The following is a 17460-nucleotide window of genomic DNA, read 5'->3' on the forward strand; positions in this document are numbered from 1 at the left end:
GCCTCACACCTAACAAATGTTTGGTGGAAAGGCGTTGAGTGCGAAGGTAGCTGATGCGTCCATGGGTGTCTCCATGTCGGTCCCGGAAAAGGGGATTTCCGTAGTCACCGTCGACTTCCCGCCGGTGAACGCGCTGCCGGTGCGCGGCTGGTTCGCCCTGGCCGAAGCCCTGCGCGCGGCCGGCCGTGACCCCGGGGCGCGGTGCGTGGTGCTGGCCGCCGAGGGACGCGGGTTCAACGCGGGCGTGGACATCAAGGAGATAAAGGCGAAGGGGCACGAGGCGCTGATCGGCGCCAACCAGGGCTGCGCGGAGGCCTTCGCGGCGGTGTACGAGTGCGAGACGCCCGTGATAGCGGCGGTGCAGGGGTTCTGTCTGGGCGGCGGGATAGGCCTGGTGGGGAACGCGGACGCGATCGTGGCGAGCGACGACGCCACCTTCGGGCTGCCCGAGCTGGACCGGGGCGCACTGGGTGCCGCCACGCACCTGGCCCGGCTGGTCCCGCAGCACCTGATGCGTGCGCTGTATTACACCGCGCGCCCAGCGAGCGCCGCCGAGCTGCACGCGCACGGCTCGGTCTGGCGCGTGGTGCCGCGCACGGACCTGCGCGCGACGGCGCTGGAGCTGGCCCGGGAGATCGCCGCGAAGGACGGACGGCTGCTGCGCATGGCCAAGGCCGCCATCAACGGGATCGATCCCGTCGACGTGCGCCGCAGTTACCGCTTCGAACAGGGCTTCACGTACGAGGCCAACCTCAGCGGACTGGCCGACCGGGTCCGCGACACGTTCGGGAAGGAGGGAGCGTAGGTGGGCGACAAGACGATGACCGCCGACGAGGTGGTCTCCCGGCTGTCCAGCGGGATGACCCTGGGCATCGGCGGCTGGGGTGCACGGCGCAAGCCGATGGCGCTGGTCAGGGCCCTGCTGAGAGGCGGGATCCGGGACCTCACGGTCGTGTCGTACGGCGGGCCCGACGTCGGCATGCTGGCCGCGGCCGGCCGGATCCGCAGACTGGTCACCGCCTTCGTCACCCTCGACTCCATCCCGCTCGAACCGCACTACCGGGCGGCACGCGAGCGCGGGGACGTCGACCTGACGGAGGTCGACGAGGGGATGTTCATGTGGGGGCTGCACGCGGCCGCGAACCGGCTGCCGTTCCTGCCGGTGCGGGCGGGCCTCGGCTCGGACGTCATGCGGGTCAACCCCCACCTGAGGACGGTCACTTCACCGTACGGGGACGGGGAGACGTTCGTGGCGATGCCCGCCCTGCGGATGGACGCGGCCCTGGTGCACGTCAATCGCGCCGACCGGCTGGGCAACGGGCAGTGCCTGGGCCCGGACCCGTACTTCGACGACCTGTTCTGCGAGGCGGCGGACGAGGCCTATGTCTCCTGCGAACGGATCGTCGACACGGCCGAGTTGACGAAGGAGGCGGCGCCGCAGTCACTGCTCCTGAAGCGGCTGTCGGTGACCGGTGTGGTCGAGGCGCCGAACGGGGCGCACTTCTCGTCCTGCGCGCCGGACTACGGCCGGGACGAGGCGTTCCAGAGGGAGTACGCGTCCACGCCCTGGCCGGAGTTCGCCGAGCGGTTCCTCCACGGGGACGAGGAGGAGTACCGGGAGGCGGTGCGAAGGTGGCGGAAGGAGCCGGAAGGATGAAGGCCACTCGTGTCCCTCTTCCCCCGCCCACCCGCGCCGAGTACTGCGTGATCGCCTGCGCCGAGGCCTGGCGGGGCGGCGGGGAGATCCTGGCCAGTCCGATGGGGCTGATCCCGTCGCTGGGCGCGCGGCTGGCCCGGCTCACCTTCGCGCCGGACCTGCTGCTCACCGACGGGGAGGCGCTGCTGGTCCGCCCGGACGGCACCCCTGAGGGCTGGCTGCCCTACCGGCAGCATCTGGCCCTGGTGGCGGGCGGGCGCCGGCACGTGATGATGGGGGCGAGCCAGATCGACCGGTACGGCAACCAGAACATCTCCTGCATCGGCGACTGGTCGCGGCCCCGGCGGCAGCTGCTCGGGGTGCGCGGGGCGCCGCTCAACACGCTGAACAACCCGACCAGTTACTGGATCCCGAGACACTCCCGGCGGGTGTTCGTGGAGCGGGCGGACATGGTGTGCGGGGTGGGGTACGACCGTGCCGCGGAGCTGGGCGGCACGGCCCGCTTCCACCGCGTCCCCCGGGTCGTCTCCGATCTCGGCGTCTTCGACTTCGCCACTCCCGACCGCTCGATGCGGCTGGCCTCGCTGCATCCGGGGGTGGGCGTGGAGCAGGTGCGGGAGGCGACGGACTTCGAGCTCGCCGTGCCGGAGGAGGTGCCGTGCACCCGGGAGCCCACGGCAGAGGAGCTGCGGCTGATCCGTGAGGTGCTGGATCCGGACGGAGCACGGGCGCGTGAGGTCCCCGAGGCGGTGAGGGGATGAGGGAGACCGCGCTGACCCGGCTGGTCGGGGTGCGGCATCCGATCGTGCAGACCGGGATGGGCTGGGTGGCCGGCCCGCGGCTGGTCTCGGCGGCGGCGAACGCCGGGGCCCTCGGCATCCTCGCCTCCGCGACCATGACGCCCGATCAGCTGCGTGGCGCCATACGGGAGGTCCGGTCGCGGACGCGGGCTCCGTTCGGGGTGAACCTGCGGGCGGACGCGGCCGATGCGGCCGACCGGGTACGGATCATGCTGGACGAGGGTGTCCGGGTGGCCTCCTTCGCCCTGGCTCCCTCGCCCGAGCTGATCAGCCGGCTCAAGGAGGCCGGTGTGGTGGTCATCCCGTCCGTCGGGGCGCGGCGGCACGCCGAGAAGGTGGCCGCGTGGGGTGCGGACGCGGTGATCGTGCAGGGCGGCGAGGGCGGTGGCCACACCGGCGAGGTGGCCACGACCGTGCTGCTGCCGCAGGTGGTGGACGCGGTGCGGATACCGGTCGTGGCGGCGGGCGGCTTCTTCGACGGGCGGGGGCTGGTCGCGGCGCTGGCCTACGGGGCGGCCGGGGTGGCCATGGGCACACGGTTCCTGCTCACCTCGGACTCGACGGTGCCGGACACGGTGAAGGCCCGGTATCTGGCGGCGGGCGTCCGGGACGTCCTCGTCACCAGAGCGGTGGACGGGCTGCCGCACCGGATGCTGCGCACGGATCTGGTCGACGCGCTGGAGCGGTCCGGCCGTGTGCGGGCCCTCGCCCACGCGGTGCGGCGGGCGGCGGGATTCCGGCGGCTGTCGGGGCTCACCTGGTGGCAGCTGGTCCGGGACGGCCTGGCCCTGAGGCACGGCAAGGAGCTGTCCTGGAGCCAGGTGCTGCTGGCGGCCAACACGCCGATGCTACTGAAGTCGGCGATGGTGGACGGTCGTACGGACTGCGGGGTGATGGCCTCCGGGCAGGTCGCCGGGTTGCTCGACGACCTGCCCTCCTGCGCCGAACTGGTGGCGCGGATCATGGAGGAGGCGGAGGAGGTGCTGGAGGAACTGGAGGGCCTCACAGGCGTTCGATGATCGTCACGTTCGCCTGGCCGCCGCCCTCGCACATGGTCTGGAGCCCGAACCGGCCGCCGATGCGCTCCAGTTCGTGGAGCAGGGTGGTCATCAACCGGACGCCGGTGGCGCCGAGCGGGTGGCCGAGGGCGATCGCTCCGCCGTTGACGTTGACCTTGTCCGGGTCGGCGCCGGTCTCCTTCAGCCAGGCCAGGACGACCGGCGCGAACGCCTCGTTGATCTCCACGAGGTCGAGGGCGTCGATGGTCAGACCGGTCTTCCTCAGGGCGTGTGCGGTGGCCGGGATGGGCGCGGAGAGCATGCGGATGGGGTCCTCGCCGCGCACGGAGAGGTGGTGCACGCGGGCGCGGGGGCGCAGCCCGTGTTCCCGTACCGCGTGTTCCGAGGCGAGCAGCATGGCCGCGGCTCCGTCGGAGACCTGGGAGGAGCAGGCAGCGGTGATGGTGCCGCCGTCGAGGACGGGCTTCAGCGCGGCCATCTTCGCCAGGGAGGTGTCCCGGCGTGGGCCCTCGTCGACGGTGGCCTCGCCGTAGGGGACGGTCTCGCGCTCGAAGCGGCCCGTGTCGATGGCCCATACCGCCCGCCGGTGCGAGCGCAGCGCGAACTCCTCCTGGTCCTCGCGGCTGATGCCCCACTTGGCGGCGATCATCTCGGCGCCGGTGAACTGGTTGACGGGCTGGTCGCCGTAGCGGGCGCGCCAGCCGGTGCTGCCGGCGAAGGGGCCGCCGGTCAGACCGAGGGGTTCGGCGGCCTGCCGGGAGGCGAAGGCGATGGGGATCTGGGACATGTTCTGCACCCCGCCCGCGACCACCAGGTCCTGGGTGCCGGAGAGCACGGCCTGCGCGGCGAAGTGCACGGCCTGCTGGGAGGAGCCGCACTGCCGGTCGACGGTCACGCCCGGCACCTCCTCGGGCAGGCCGGCGGCCAGCCAGCAGGTGCGGGCGATGTCCCCGGCCTGCGGTCCGACCGCGTCCAGGCAGCCGAAGACGACGTCCTGCACGGCGGCCGGGTCGATCCCGGCCCGCTCCACGAGCGCCGTCAGCACGTGCGCGCCCAGGTCGGCCGGGTGGACCCGGCCGAGCCCTCCCCCGCGCCGCCCGACGGGCGTGCGGACCGCTTCGACGATGTAGGCCTCGGCCATGGCGACTCCCTCACAGGAAAGGGGCGTTGATCGGCGATGTCATTCGCGTACGGCGATGCCGTCCAGCACCATCGACAGGTACTGCCGGGCGATCTCCTCCGGGCTGTGCTGTCCGCCGGGCCGGTACCAGGACGCGGCGACCCACACCGTGTCCCGGACGAACCGGTAGGTGAGCCGGACGTCCAGGTCGGCGCGGAAGGCGCGCTCGCCGACCCCGCGTTCCAGCGTGGACAGCCACGCCTTCTCGAACCGGCGCTGCGAGTCGGCGAGGAAGGCGAAGCGGTCCTGCGCCACGAGCTGCTTGCTCTCCTTCTGGTAGATCGCGACGGCGGCGCGGTGCCGGTCGATCTCCCGGAAGGACTCGGTGACCAGGGCCTCCAGGGTCTCGCGGGGCCCGAGTCCGGAGGCCAGGACGGTGTCGTAACCGTCCCACAGCTCGTCGAGGAAGGTGCGCAGGATCTCCTCCAGCATCGACTCCTTGGAGTCGAAGTGGTAGTACAGGCTGCCCGCGAGCATGCCGGCGTGGTCGGCGATGGTGCGGACGGTGGTGGCGTTGTAGCCCTGCTCGGCGAAGACCTCGGCGGCGGTGCCGAGGAGTTCGCGGCGGCGCGCCTGCGCGGCGGCGGCCGTGGGCTTCTTCGGGGCGGTCACCTGGGGCTTCTTCTTGGTCGGCACGAACCCATTGTGGTCCTAGGGGTGCTGGCTGCTGACGGCGACGACTTCGCCGGTCAGGTACGAGGAGTAGCCGGAGGCCAGGAACACGATCACGTTGGCCACCTCCCAGGGCTCGGCGTACCGCCCGAAGGCCTCCCGCCCGGTGAGCTCCCGGAGCAGTTCGGCCGAGGTGACTTTGGCCAGGTGCGGATGCATGGCGAGGCTGGGCGCCACCGCGTTGACCCGCACCCCGTACGCGGCCGCCTCGATCGCGGCGCACCGGGTCAGCGCCATGACCCCGGCCTTCGCGGCGGCGTAGTGGGCCTGCCCCGCCTGGGCGCGCCAGCCGACGACGGAGGCGTTGTTGACGATCACCCCGCCGCCGCTGTCCCGCAGGGCGCGCAGGGCCGCACGGGTACAGCGGAAGGTGCCGTTCAAGGTGACGTCGAGGACCCGGGACCACTGCTCGTCGGTCATGTCGGCGAGGGGCGAAGTACCTCCGAGCCCCGCGTTGTTGACCACGATGTCGAGCTTTCCGTGTTCCCGCACGGCCGCCTCGAACAGCGCCCGCACCTGGGCCTCGTCGGTGACGTCGCAGGGCACGGCGGCCACCGCGCCGGGGAACTCCCGGTCCAGTCTGCCCTCGTGCTCCGTCAGGCGGCGCGTGTGCGCGTCGCTGATCAGCACTCTGGCGCCCTCTTCCAGGAAGCGGCGCGCGGTCGCCCCGCCGATCCCCGCGCCGGCCGCCGCGGTGATGACGGCGGTGCGCCCCTTCAGCAGCCCGTGTCCGGGCACGTATGCCGGACTCTCGACGCCTGTCATGGGACCACGCTAACCTACCAAACACTTGTTAGGGAAGGACGGTGACGGCGACCGTGGACCTGACCCATGCCCCGGCCGACGAGGAGTTCCGCGCCGAGGCCCGCGCCTGGCTGACGGCACACGTGCCGCGCGCTCCCCTGCCCTGCCTGGAGACCGAGGAGGGCTTCGCGGCGCACCGCGCCTGGGAGGCGGAACTGGCCGGGGCCCGCTGGGCGGTGGTGTCCTGGCCCGAGGAGTACGGCGGGCGGGGCGCCGGGCTGCTGCGGTGGCTGGTCTTCGAGGAGGAGTACTGGGCGGCGGGCGCCCCGGGCCGGGTCGGCCAGAACGGGATCAGTCTGCTCGCGCCGACCCTCTTCGACCACGGCACGCGGGAGCAACGCGCGCGGGTGCTGCCGCCGATGGCCTCGGGCCAGGTGGTCTGGGCGCAGGCCTGGTCCGAGCCGGAGGCGGGCTCCGACCTGGCATCGCTCACCTCCGCAGCCGTACGGACGGACGGCGGCTGGCTGCTGAGCGGCCAGAAGACCTGGTCCTCACGGGCCGCCTTCGCCGACCGGGCCTTCGGCCTGTTCCGCAGCGATCCCGGCGCGCCGAAACCGCACCAGGGGCTCACGTACCTCATGTTCGATCTGCGGGCCCCCGGTGTCACGGTCCGCCCCATCGGCCGTCTGGACGGCAAACCGGCCTTCGCGGAGCTGTTCCTGGACGAGGTCTTCGTGCCGGACGAGGACGTGATCGGCGAGCCCGGCCAGGGCTGGCGGATCGCGATGTCCACGGCGGGCAACGAACGGGGCCTCACCCTGCGTTCCCCGGGCCGTTTCCTGGCCACGGCCGCCCGGCTGCTTCAGCTGTGGAAGGCACAGGGCTGCCCCGAGCACGCCCGTGCCCGGGTGGCCGACGCCCTGGCCGGCGCCCGCGCCCACCAGTTGTTCACGTACGCGGCCGCCTCCCGCTTCCTGGAGGGCACCTCGCTCGGCCCGGAGTCCAGCATGAACAAGGTGTTCTGGTCCGAGTACGACCTGGCGCTGCACGAGACGGCGCTCGATCTGCTGGGCGGCGAGGGCGAGTCGGCGGACACGGCCTGGGCGGAGGGGTACGTCTTCTCCTTGGCCGGACCCATCTACGCGGGCACCAACGAGATCCAGCGGGACATCGTCGCCGAGCGCCTGCTCGGCCTGCCGAAGGGACGCCGCTGATGCGCTTCCTCCTCGACACCGAGCAGCGCGCCTTCGCCGACTCGCTGCACGCGATGCTGACGGCGGCGCGCACCCCGGCGGTGATACGGGAGTGGAGCCGCGGCGACCACGCGAGCGGCCGAGCGCTGTGGCGTCGTATCGCGGAGGCGGGGGTGTTCGGTCTCGCGGTGCCGGAGGAATTCGGGGGGCTGGGGCCACGCCCGGTGGAACTGGCCATCGCTTTCGTTGAGTTGGGCAGGCACGCGGTGCCCGGGCCGCTCGTGGAGACGGTCGCGGCGGCCGTGCTGCTCGGCGAGGGTCCGCCGGCCAAGCGGTTCCTGCCCGGGCTCGTGGCGGGCGAGAGCGTCGCGACCGTCGCGGCACCCGCCGGGTACGCCCTCGACGGCCACGCGGCCACGCTCCACCTCGCCCCGGCCGCCGGTGGACTGCTCCTGTCCCCGGGCCCCGGCCCGGTCCGCCCCTCCCTCGACCCGGCCCGCCGTCCGACCCCGCTGGCCTCCGGCGGCGAACTCCTGACCCCCGACCCACCGCGGGCCCACGCGCTCACCTGGGCGCGCCTGGCCACCGCCGCCCAGGCCCTCGGCGTCGGACTCGCGCTGCTCGACCGGACGGTCGCCTACGTCGGGCAGCGCACGCAGTTCGGCGTCCCCGTCGGTTCGTTCCAGGCGGTCAAGCACCGCCTGGCGGATGCGACGATCGCCCTGGAGTTCGCCCGGCCCCTGCTCTTCGGAGCGGCGCTGTCCCTGAGCCCCGCGGACGTGGCCGCCGCCAAGCTGAAGGCGTGCGAGGCGGCGTACGCCACCGCACGCACCGCGCTCCAGCTGCACGGCGCGATCGGGTACACGGCGGAGTACGACCTGTCCCTGTGGCTGACCAAGGCCCGCGCCCTGCGCACGGCGTGGGGCACGCCGGAGGAGTGCCGGGATGCGATCCTCCAGGACACCCAGCCCTAGAAGCTGTTGGTGCCGGGCGTCGCTGGGCAGGCGGGACATTCGCAACAGACCTGGGAGGTATCAGATCTTGCCGTGGGTCTGCGGCCGGTCTCAGGCCGGCCGTACGATGCCCGCGGCGCGTGCGGCCGCCAGCCACGTCGGGAACTCGCCGACGAGACGGTCGTACAGCTCGGCGTCGGAGACCCGCCGGGGGTCCTGGCCCGCGTGGAAGAAGCCGGCGTTGTCCACGACCCGCTTGCCGGGTACCGCCAGTTCGTCCAGCTTTCGCAGGAACTCGAACTGCCGGCTGCCCGGGGCGCCGAAGCCGACGAACTGCCAGAACAGCGGGAGCCCGGCCGCCTTGCACAGGTAGCGTTCGGCGGCGAGCTTGTTGACCGGACCGCCGTCGGTCTGGAAGACGACCAGCGCGGGGTCCGTGGCGCCGCTGTCCATGTAGTGGTCGATGACGGCGTCCATCGCCAGGTGGTAGCTGGTCCTGCCCATGTGCCCGAGCCCGGCCGCGATCCGCTCGATCCGGCCCTCGTGACCGTCGAGCGCGATGTCGGTGACCGCGTCGATGTCCGTGGAGAAGAACACCACCGGCACCCGGCCGTCGTCGTCCAGGTGCGCGGACAGGCCCAGCACCCGGTCGGCGAGCGCCTGCACGCTGCCGTCCTGGTAGTACGGCTTCATCGAGCCCGAGTAGTCGACCACCAGGTACACGGCGGCCCGTAGCCCGTCCAGGCCGTGCTTGCGCAGGGACACCCCTGCCGACTTGTACGCGCCGACGAGCGCGGGCGCCGTCTCCTCCACCTTGCGCAGACTGATCGCGCTCATGGCCCCCCTCGGCTTTCCAGGAGGCCGAGCCTATGTGATCACCGCCCCCCTGCCGTCACTGCCGTCACAGTTGTTCGCTACTTTGTTCGCCGCCGTCCCCACCGGCTCTCATCCTGTCCCAACCTTCCTCAGAGGAGCCGGCCGTGACCGCCGAGTCCGCCGTCACCACCTGCTTTCGTCACCCCAAGGTGGAGTCACACGTCCGCTGCACCCGCTGCGACCGCTACATCTGCCCGTCGTGCATGCGGGAGGCCGCCGTCGGCCATCAGTGCGTCGAGTGCGTGAAGGAGGACGCGCGGTCGGTCCGGCAGGCGCGCACGGCGTTCGGCGGCCGGATCAGCACGGTGCCGCTGGTGACGTACGTCCTCATCGGGCTCAATGTGCTCGCCTACCTGGCCGAGTTGGCGCGCCCGTCGATCGTGGACCGGTTCGGGATGCTGGGCGCCGGGCTCAAGGGCACGGACGGCTCGCACTACCTGTGGCAGTACCCGTACGACTCCTCGGTGCACGCCGAGGGGCTCGTGGGCGGCGAGTGGGAGCGGCTACTGACCAGCGCCTTCCTGCACATGCCACCGACCGAGGGCATCGGCGTCCTGCACATCGTGATGAACATGGCCTCGCTGTGGACCGTCGGCCGGGTCGTGGAGGTCCAGCTTGGCCGGGTCCGTTACCTCGCCCTGTACCTGCTGTCGGCGCTGGGCGGCTCCGTCCTGGAGTTGCTGCTCGCGCCGGACGTCCCGAGCGTCGGCGCCTCCGGCGCGATCTTCGGGCTCGGGGCCGCCTACTGGGTGATGGGCCGCCGACTCGGTTACGACATGCAGGCGGTCAACCGCTACATGATCGGCCTGCTGCTCTGGCTGGTGATCTCCGCGGGGATGACCTCCTGGCAGGGGCACCTCGGCGGCCTGCTGGCGGGCGGTGCGGTGACACTGGCGTACGCGTACGCGCCCCGGGACAATCGTCGCGTCCTGGTCCAGGCCGGCGTGTGCGTGGCCCTGGCGGCGCTGCTGCTGGTCCTGGTCTGGGGCAAGGTGTCGGGTCTCACCGGAGGGGCGGCCGGATGAAGCGGGCCGGAATCCTGCTGTTCGCGGCCGTGCCGGTCGTGGTCACGGCGGTCGTCTACGCCGTCGCCCCCGACCCGTCCGGTTCCTCGGAGGGCCGGCACGGCAGCGCCGCCCAGCGGGCCCGTCAGGAGGCAAGGAGCAGGGCCGAGGGGGAGCGGGCCGAGGACGCGGAGGCCGTCGCCGACGCCCCGCCGGGACTTGCCGCGCCCGCCGAGAAGGAGCCGGCGCAACGGATCGTGGCGAGCGCGGAGAACTCCACGCGCGACTGACGCAGCGCCTACGGCTACGTCGAGGACACCGGCGACGGACAGGGCTACACCGCCGGCGTCATCGGCTTCCGCACCAGCACCCACGACCTGCTGACCCTCGTCGAGCGCTACCCGAAGGCGCATCCGGACAACGCCCTCGCGCAGTACCTGCCGGCCCTGCGCAAGGTCGACGGCACCGGCTCCCACGAGGACCTGGACCCGGGCGTCACCGCGGCCTGGAAGGCGGAGGCGAAACTCCCGGCCTCCCGCAGGGCCCAGGAACAGGAGCGCGACCGCGCCTACTTCGGCCCGGCCGTCCGCCTCGCCAAGCTCGACGGGCCGGGCACGCTGGGCCAGTTCGTCTCCTACGACGCGATGGCCCGGCACCGGCCCCGACGGCTTCTACGGCCTGCGCGAACGCGCCCTGAAGGAGGCGGACACCCCCTCCGAGGGCGGCAGCGAGAAGAACTACCTCGACCGCTTCCTGGACGTCCGGCGCAAGGCCATGAAGTCCAAGAAGCCGACCATCGACACCACCCGCATCGACACGGCCCAGCGGGACTTCCTGTACGACGGCAACCTGGACCTGGACACGCCGCTGGAGTGGCGGGTGTACCGGGAGACGTACAAGGTGCCGTAGCCGTCTGGCGTCCGGACATGCGGCGGCGCCTGCCCAAGAGTCCGGTCGGGGACAGGTGGGCAAGCGCCGTCACGGGGGGTCTGGGGGGTATCCCCCCAGATAACCCGCCCGTACGCCTTTGTACGGGACGTTCTTGATGAGCCGTCAGACCGCCAGTGCGCGGTCCGTCGGGCGGATCGGGGCGGGCAGGTCGCTGGCCCCGGTCAGGAAGCGGTCCACACCGCGAGCCGCCGAACGGCCCTCCGCGATCGCCCAGACGATCAGCGACTGACCACGACCCGCGTCACCGGCGACGAACACGCCCGGCACATTGGTATGGAAGTCGGCGTCGCGGGCGATGTTGCCGCGCTCGTCGAGGTCCAGGCCGAACTGCTCGACCAGGCCGTTCTCCCGGTCGGTGCCGGTGAAGCCCATGGCGAGGGTGACCAGCTGGGCGGGGATCTTGCGCTCGGTGCCCGGCTTCTGGGTCAGCCTGCCGTCGACGAACTCGACCTCGGCCAGGTGCAGCCACTGGACGTTGCCGTCCTCGTCGCCCTCGAAGTGGGTGGTGGAGGCGGAGTAGATCCGCTCGCCGCCCTCCTCGTGGGCCGAGGTGACCTTGTAGAGGATCGGGAAGGTCGGCCAGGGCTGGTTGACCGGGTGCCGCTCCTCGCTCGGGCGGGGCATGATCTCCAGCTGCGTGACGGAGGCCGCGCCCTGGCGGTGGGCGGTGCCCACGCAGTCGGCACCGGTGTCGCCACCGCCGATGACGACGACGTGCTTGCCCTCGGCCGAGATCGGCGGGGTGACGTAGTCGCCCTCCTGGACCTTGTTGGCGAGCGGCAGGTACTCCATCGCCTGGTAGATGCCCTTGAGGTCGCGGCCGGGCACCGGCAGGTCACGGGCGGTGGTCGCGCCGACGGCCAGGACCACGGCGTCGTACCGCTTCTTCAGGTCCGTCGCCTTCAGGTCGCGGCCGATCTCGATGCCGGTACGGAAGCGGGTGCCCTCCGCGCGCATCTGCTCGATACGGCGGTTGATGTGCCGCTTCTCCATCTTGAACTCGGGGATGCCGTACCTGAGGAGGCCTCCGACGCGGTCCGCGCGCTCGTAGACGGCGACCGTGTGACCGGCCCGGGTCAGCTGCTGGGCGGCGGCGAGGCCCGCCGGCCCGGAGCCGATCACCGCGACCGTCTTGCCGGACAGGCGCTCAGGGATCTGCGGGGCGACGTCCCCGGTCTCCCACGCCTTGTCGATGATCGAGACCTCGACGTTCTTGATGGTGACCGGCGGCTGGTTGATGCCCAGCACGCACGCCGACTCGCAGGGGGCCGGGCAGAGACGACCGGTGAACTCCGGGAAGTTGTTGGTCGCGTGCAGGCGCTCCTGGGCGGCCGCCCAGTCCTCGCGGTAGGCGTAGTCGTTCCACTCGGGGATCAGGTTCCCGAGCGGACAGCCGTTGTGGCAGAACGGGATGCCGCAGTCCATGCACCGGCTGGCCTGCTTGCTGATGATCGGCAGCAGGGAGCCGGGGACGTAGACCTCGTTCCAGTCCTTGACGCGCTGCTCGACGGGACGGGACTTGGCGACCTCACGGCCGTGGTTCAGGAAGCCCTTCGGGTCAGCCATTGATCGCCGCCTCCATCATCTTCTCGGTGATCTCGGTCTCGGAGAGACCGGCTCGCTCGGCGGCGTCCTTGGCGGCGAGCACTGCCTTGTACGTGGTGGGAATGATCTTGCTGAACCGCTCCACGGCCGCGTCCCAGTCGGCGAGCAGCTTCTCGGCGACCGTCGAGCCGGTCTCCTCGGCGTGGCGGCGCACCACGTCGTGCAGCCACTGCTTGTCGGCGTCGTCCAGCGCCTCGACGGACTCGACGTTGCCGACGTTGACGTTGTCGCGGTCGAGGTCGATGACGTACGCGATGCCGCCGGACATGCCCGCCGCGAAGTTGCGGCCGGTCTCGCCGAGGACCACCGCGCGACCGCCGGTCATGTACTCGCAGCCGTGGTCGCCCACGCCCTCGGAGACGACCAGCGCGCCGGAGTTGCGGACGCAGAACCGCTCACCGGAACGGCCGCGCAGGAACAGCTCGCCGCCGGTGGCGCCGTAGGCGATGGTGTTGCCCGCGATGGTCGAGTACTCGGCGAGGTGGTCGGCGGCCCGGTCCGGGCGGACGACGATCCGGCCGCCGGAGAGGCCCTTGCCGACGTAGTCGTTGGCGTCGCCCTCCAGGCGCAGCGTGACGCCGCGCGGCAGGAACGCGCCGAAGGACTGGCCGGCGGAGCCGGTGAAGGTGATGTCGATGGTGTCGTCGGGCAGGCCCGCGCCGCCGAACTTCTTCGTCACCTCGTGGCCGAGCATGGTGCCGACCGTGCGGTTGATGTTGCGGATGGCGACCTGCGCGCGCACCGGCTGTGCCTCGGTGACGTCCGAGGCGGCCAGGGCGTCGGCGGCGAGCTTGATCAGCTCGTTGTCCAGGGCCTTCTCCAGGCCGTGGTCCTGCTCGACGATCTGGTGGCGCACCGCGCCCTCGGCCAGCTCGGGCACGTGGAACAGCGGCTCCAGGTCCAGGCCCTGCGCCTTCCAGTGGTCGACGGCACGGGTGACGTCGAGCGCCTCCGCGTGACCGACGGCCTCCTCGATGGAGCGGAAGCCCAGCTCCGCGAGGATCTCGCGGACCTCCTCGGCGATGAACTGGAAGAAGTTCACCACGTACTCGGCCTTGCCGGTGAAGCGGTCGCGCAGGGTGGGGTTCTGGGTGGCGATGCCGACCGGGCAGGTGTCCAGGTGGCAGACGCGCATCATCACGCAGCCGGAGACGACGAGCGGAGCGGTCGCGAAACCGAACTCCTCGGCGCCGAGCAGCGCGGCGATGACCACGTCACGGCCGGTCTTCAGCTGGCCGTCGGTCTGGACCACGATCCGGTCGCGCAGGCCGTTGAGCAGCAGGGTCTGCTGGGTCTCGGCAAGGCCCAGCTCCCAGGGGCCGCCCGCGTGCTTCAGCGAGGTGAGCGGGGAGGCACCCGTACCGCCGTCATGACCCGAGATGAGGACGACGTCCGCGTGCGCCTTGGACACACCGGCCGCGACCGTGCCGACGCCGACCTCCGACACCAGCTTCACGTGGATACGTGCCGCCGGGTTGGCGTTCTTGAGGTCGTGGATCAGCTGGGCCAGGTCCTCGATGGAGTAGATGTCGTGGTGCGGCGGCGGGGAGATGAGCCCCACGCCCGGCGTCGAGTGCCGGGTCTTGGCCACCCACGGGTACACCTTGTGGCCGGGCAGCTGGCCGCCCTCGCCGGGCTTGGCACCCTGGGCCATCTTGATCTGGATGTCGTCGGCGTTGACCAGGTACTCGGAGGTGACGCCGAAGCGGCCGGAGGCGACCTGCTTGATGCTGGACCGGCGCGCCGGGTCGTACAGGCGCTCCGGGTCCTCGCCGCCCTCACCGGTGTTGGACTTGCCGCCCAGCTGGTTCATGGCGATGGCGAGGGTCTCGTGCGCCTCCATGGAGATGGAGCCGTACGACATGGCACCGGTGGAGAAGCGCTTGACGATCTCGGAGACCGGCTCGACCTCGTCGATCGGGATGGGCTGCCGGTCGGCCTTGAAGCCGAACAGGCCACGCAGCGTCATCAGGCGCTCGGACTGCTCGTTCACGCGCCCGGTGTACTTCTTGAAGATGTCGTAGCGACCGGAGCGCGTGGAGTGCTGGAGGCGGAAGACCGTCTCCGGGTCGAACAGGTGCGGCTCGCCCTCGCGACGCCACTGGTACTCGCCGCCGATCTCCAGCGCGCGGTGCGCCGGGGCGATGCCGGAGGCCGGGTAGGCCTTGGCGTGGCGGGCGGCGACCTCCTTGGCGATGACGTCGATGCCGACGCCGCCGATCTTGGTGGCCGTGCCGTTGAAGTACTTCTCGACAAAGGTCTCGTCCAGGCCGACGGCCTCGAAGACCTGGGCGCCGCGGTAGGAGGCGACGGTCGAGATGCCCATCTTGGACATGACCTTCAGGACGCCCTTGCCGAGGGCGTAGATCAGGTTGCGGATGGCCTTCTCGGGCTCCAGGCCGTTGAGGAAGGTGCCGGCGCGCAGCAGGTCCTCGACGGACTCCATCGCCAGGTACGGGTTGACGGCGGCGGCGCCGTAGCCGATGAGCAGGGCGACGTGGTGGACCTCGCGGACGTCGCCGGCCTCGACCAGCAGGCCCACCTGGGTGCGCTGCTTGGTGCGGATGAGGTGGTGGTGGACGGCCGAAGTGAGCAGCAGCGACGGGATCGGCGCGTGCTCGGCGTCCGAGTGGCGGTCCGAGAGGACGATCAGCCGGGCGCCGTTCTCGATGGCCGCGTCGGCCTCGGCGCAGATCTCCTCGATGCGCGCGGCGAGGGCGTCACCGCCGCCGGAGACCCGGTACAGGCCGGAGAGGGTCGCGGCCTTGAAGCCGGGCATGTCGCCGTCGGCGTTGATGTGGATGAGCTTGGCCAGCTCGTCGTTGTCGATCACCGGGAAGGGCAGCAGGACGCTGCGGCAGGACGCGGCGGTCGGCTCCAGCAGGTTGCCCTCCGGCCCCAGCGACGAGCGCAGCGAGGTGACCAGCTCCTCGCGGATCGCGTCCAGCGGCGGGTTGGTGACCTGCGCGAACAGCTGGGTGAAGTAGTCGAAGAGCAGCCGCGGGCGCTCGGACAGGGCCGCGATCGGGCTGTCGGTGCCCATGGAGCCGATCGGCTCGGCCGCGGTGCGGGCCATCGGCGCGAGGATGACGCGCAGCTCCTCCTCGGTGTAGCCGAAGGTCTGCTGGCGGCGGGTGACCGAGGCGTGGGTGTGGACGATGTGCTCGCGCTCGGGCAGGTCGACCAGCTCGATCTCGCCGGCCTCCAGCCACTCGGCGTACGGCTTCTCGGCGGCGAGGGACGCCTTGATCTCGTCGTCCTCGATGATGCGGTGCTCGGCGGTGTCGACGAGGAACATGCGGCCGGGCTGCAGCCGGCCCTTGCGGACGACCTTGGCCGGGTCGATGTCGAGGACACCGACCTCGGAGCCGAGGACGACGAGGCCGTCGTCGGTGACCCAGTAGCGGCCGGGGCGCAGACCGTTGCGGTCGAGCACGGCGCCGACCTGGGTGCCGTCGGTGAAGGTGACGCAGGCGGGGCCGTCCCACGGCTCCATCATCGTGGAGTGGAACTGGTAGAAGGCGCGCCGTGCCGGGTCCATGGAGGCGTGGTTCTCCCACGCCTCCGGGATCATCATCAGCACGGAGTGCGGGAGCGAGCGGCCGCCGAGGTGCAGCAGTTCCAGCACCTCGTCGAAGGAGGCGGAGTCGGAGGCGTCCGGCGTACACACCGGGAAGATGCGCTCGATCGCCTTCTCGTCCGAGCCGAACAGGTCGGAGACGAGCTGGGACTCGCGGGCGCGCATCCAGTTGCGGTTGCCCTTGACGGTGTTGATCTCACCGTTGTGGGCGACGAAGCGGTACGGGTGCGCGAGCGGCCACGACGGGAAGGTGTTCGTGGAGAACCGGGAGTGCACGAGCGCGATCGCGGAGGCGAAACGGCGGTCGGACAGGTCCGGGAAGAAGGGCTCCAGCTGGCCGGTGGTCAGCATGCCCTTGTAGACGATCGTGCGGGCGGAGAGGGACGGGAAGTAGACACCGGCCTCCCGCTCGGCGCGCTTGCGCAGCACGAAGGCCTTGCGGTCCAGCGCGATGCCCTCGCTGGCGCCGTCGGTGACGAAGATCTGCCGGAAGCCCGGCATGGTGGAACGGGCGGTGGCGCCCAGCAGCTCGGGCGCGACCGGAACCTCGCGCCAGCCGAGGACGGTCAGGCCCTCGTCGGCCGCGATCGTCTCGATCCGCGAGACGGCGTCCTCGCTGCCGTCCTCCGGCAGGAAGGCGATGCCCACCGCGTAGCCGCCCGCCGCGGGAAGGTCGAATCCGGCCACCTCACGGAAGAAGGCGTCGGGGACCTGGGAGAGGATGCCCGCGCCGTCGCCGGAGTCGGGCTCGGAGCCGGTGGCGCCACGGTGCTCGAGGTTGCGCAGAACGGTCAGCGCCTGCTCGACCAGCGCATGGCTCGCCTCTCCGGTGAGGGTGGCGACGAAGCCGACGCCACAGGCGTCGTGCTCGTTGCGGGGGTCGTACATACCCTGCGCAGCAGGGCGAGCATCCATGAACGACCAGTTCTGGCCATTCGCGGAATGCTGGGACGGCTGGCGCGGTGTACGCATCGGCTCTCCCGTCGTCGTCATGTGGCATGTTCAAGTGCCGAGGGACGACGTTGGCCCTCTGCGTGGAGTGCAAAATTTCGTGCAGGTTACATGATGGAGCGATTCCCGGGAACCGGATACTCCGTTCCAACATGCGGACGCCGCAGGGTTGCGGCCGGGTGCCGTGGGGTCGCGGCAGGGTGCCACCCGCGGGCGGCGGAAGTGTGTGGGGACCGAACCGGACAAGATCGATCAGATCGGCGTCCGTCAGCCGG

The 17460-nt window shown here is 71.5% G+C and carries 13 protein-coding genes and 1 pseudogene; 8 read left to right on the forward strand and 6 right to left on the reverse strand.

The window, feature by feature from the left end; all coding sequences use genetic code 11:
• Window positions 1–61 precede the first annotated feature (61 nt).
• The 4 genes from ACFZDC_RS30665 to ACFZDC_RS30680 are packed head-to-tail and all read left to right on the forward strand — an operon-like array spanning window position 62 to window position 3476.
• The gene (locus tag ACFZDC_RS30665; protein ID WP_391329033.1) at window positions 62–805 is read left to right on the forward strand and encodes an enoyl-CoA hydratase family protein; all 744 of its coding nucleotides are present in this window, start codon (window positions 62–64) and stop codon (window positions 803–805) included.
• Window positions 806–1657, forward strand: coding sequence for a CoA-transferase (locus tag ACFZDC_RS30670; protein ID WP_391329034.1), 852 nt, complete (start codon window positions 806–808; stop codon window positions 1655–1657).
• Complete coding sequence (locus ACFZDC_RS30675) at window positions 1654–2418, forward strand: CoA-transferase (RefSeq protein ID WP_391329035.1); 765 nt, start codon at window positions 1654–1656, stop codon at window positions 2416–2418. Before ACFZDC_RS30670 ends, ACFZDC_RS30675 begins: the two co-directional genes overlap by 4 nt.
• Window positions 2415–3476 carry a nitronate monooxygenase gene (locus tag ACFZDC_RS30680; RefSeq protein WP_391329036.1) on the forward strand — a complete coding sequence of 354 codons (1062 nt, stop codon included), beginning with the start codon at window positions 2415–2417 and terminating at the stop codon, window positions 3474–3476. The genes ACFZDC_RS30675 and ACFZDC_RS30680 overlap by 4 nt, the downstream gene beginning before the upstream one ends.
• On the opposite strand, the gene ACFZDC_RS30685 is transcribed toward ACFZDC_RS30680, so the two are convergent.
• Genes ACFZDC_RS30685 through ACFZDC_RS30695 form a run of 3 tightly spaced genes read right to left on the reverse strand, consistent with a single transcriptional unit; the run spans window position 3460 to window position 6093 of the window.
• Window positions 3460–4617, reverse strand: a complete 1158-nt coding sequence (locus ACFZDC_RS30685) for an acetyl-CoA C-acetyltransferase (RefSeq protein ID WP_391329037.1) — start codon at window positions 4615–4617, stop codon at window positions 3460–3462. The two genes, ACFZDC_RS30680 and ACFZDC_RS30685, sit on opposite strands and share 17 nt — an antisense overlap.
• Before the next feature lie 39 nt (window positions 4618–4656).
• Complete coding sequence (locus ACFZDC_RS30690) at window positions 4657–5292, reverse strand: TetR family transcriptional regulator (RefSeq protein WP_391329038.1); 636 nt, start codon at window positions 5290–5292, stop codon at window positions 4657–4659.
• A 15-nt stretch (window positions 5293–5307) separates the two neighbouring features.
• A complete protein-coding gene (locus tag ACFZDC_RS30695; RefSeq protein WP_391329039.1) occupies window positions 5308–6093 on the reverse strand; it encodes an SDR family oxidoreductase in 786 nt (261 codons plus the stop codon).
• Window positions 6094–6146: 53 nt separating this feature from the next.
• Here ACFZDC_RS30695 and ACFZDC_RS30700 point away from each other — a divergent pair, with 53 nt between their 5' ends.
• Together ACFZDC_RS30700 and ACFZDC_RS30705 are read left to right on the forward strand one after the other, a co-directional pair.
• On the forward strand, window positions 6147–7286 hold the full coding sequence (locus ACFZDC_RS30700) for an acyl-CoA dehydrogenase family protein (RefSeq protein WP_391329134.1): 1140 nt from the start codon (window positions 6147–6149) through the stop codon (window positions 7284–7286).
• Window positions 7286–8239, forward strand: coding sequence for an acyl-CoA dehydrogenase family protein (locus ACFZDC_RS30705; RefSeq protein ID WP_391329040.1), 954 nt, complete (start codon window positions 7286–7288; stop codon window positions 8237–8239). Before ACFZDC_RS30700 ends, ACFZDC_RS30705 begins: the two co-directional genes overlap by 1 nt.
• Before the next feature lie 90 nt (window positions 8240–8329).
• Here the strand turns inward: ACFZDC_RS30705 and ACFZDC_RS30710 are convergent, their stop codons facing one another.
• Window positions 8330–9055, reverse strand: coding sequence for a VWA domain-containing protein (locus ACFZDC_RS30710; protein ID WP_391329041.1), 726 nt, complete (start codon window positions 9053–9055; stop codon window positions 8330–8332).
• Window positions 9056–9198: 143 nt separating this feature from the next.
• On the opposite strand from ACFZDC_RS30710, the gene ACFZDC_RS30715 reads away from it, so the two are divergent.
• Both ACFZDC_RS30715 and ACFZDC_RS30720 read left to right on the forward strand, forming a co-directional pair.
• On the forward strand, window positions 9199–10119 hold the full coding sequence (locus ACFZDC_RS30715; protein WP_391329042.1) for a rhomboid family intramembrane serine protease: 921 nt from the start codon (window positions 9199–9201) through the stop codon (window positions 10117–10119).
• Window positions 10116–11007: pseudogene (locus ACFZDC_RS30720) on the forward strand (chitosanase). The gene ACFZDC_RS30715 and the pseudogene ACFZDC_RS30720 overlap by 4 nt, the downstream one beginning before the upstream one ends.
• A gap of 144 nt (window positions 11008–11151) precedes the next feature.
• On the opposite strand, the gene ACFZDC_RS30725 reads toward ACFZDC_RS30720, so the two are convergent.
• Window positions 11152–12615, reverse strand: a complete 1464-nt coding sequence (locus ACFZDC_RS30725; RefSeq protein ID WP_391329043.1) for a glutamate synthase small subunit — start codon at window positions 12613–12615, stop codon at window positions 11152–11154.
• On the reverse strand, window positions 12608–17206 hold the full coding sequence (gene gltB / locus ACFZDC_RS30730) for a glutamate synthase large subunit (protein ID WP_391329044.1): 4599 nt from the start codon (window positions 17204–17206) through the stop codon (window positions 12608–12610). Before gltB ends, ACFZDC_RS30725 begins: the two co-directional genes overlap by 8 nt.
• Window positions 17207–17460: the final 254 nt, after the last annotated feature.

This window comes from Streptomyces sp. NPDC007905 (assembly GCF_042959345.1).
Lineage (GTDB): Bacteria > Actinomycetota > Actinomycetes > Streptomycetales > Streptomycetaceae > Streptomyces.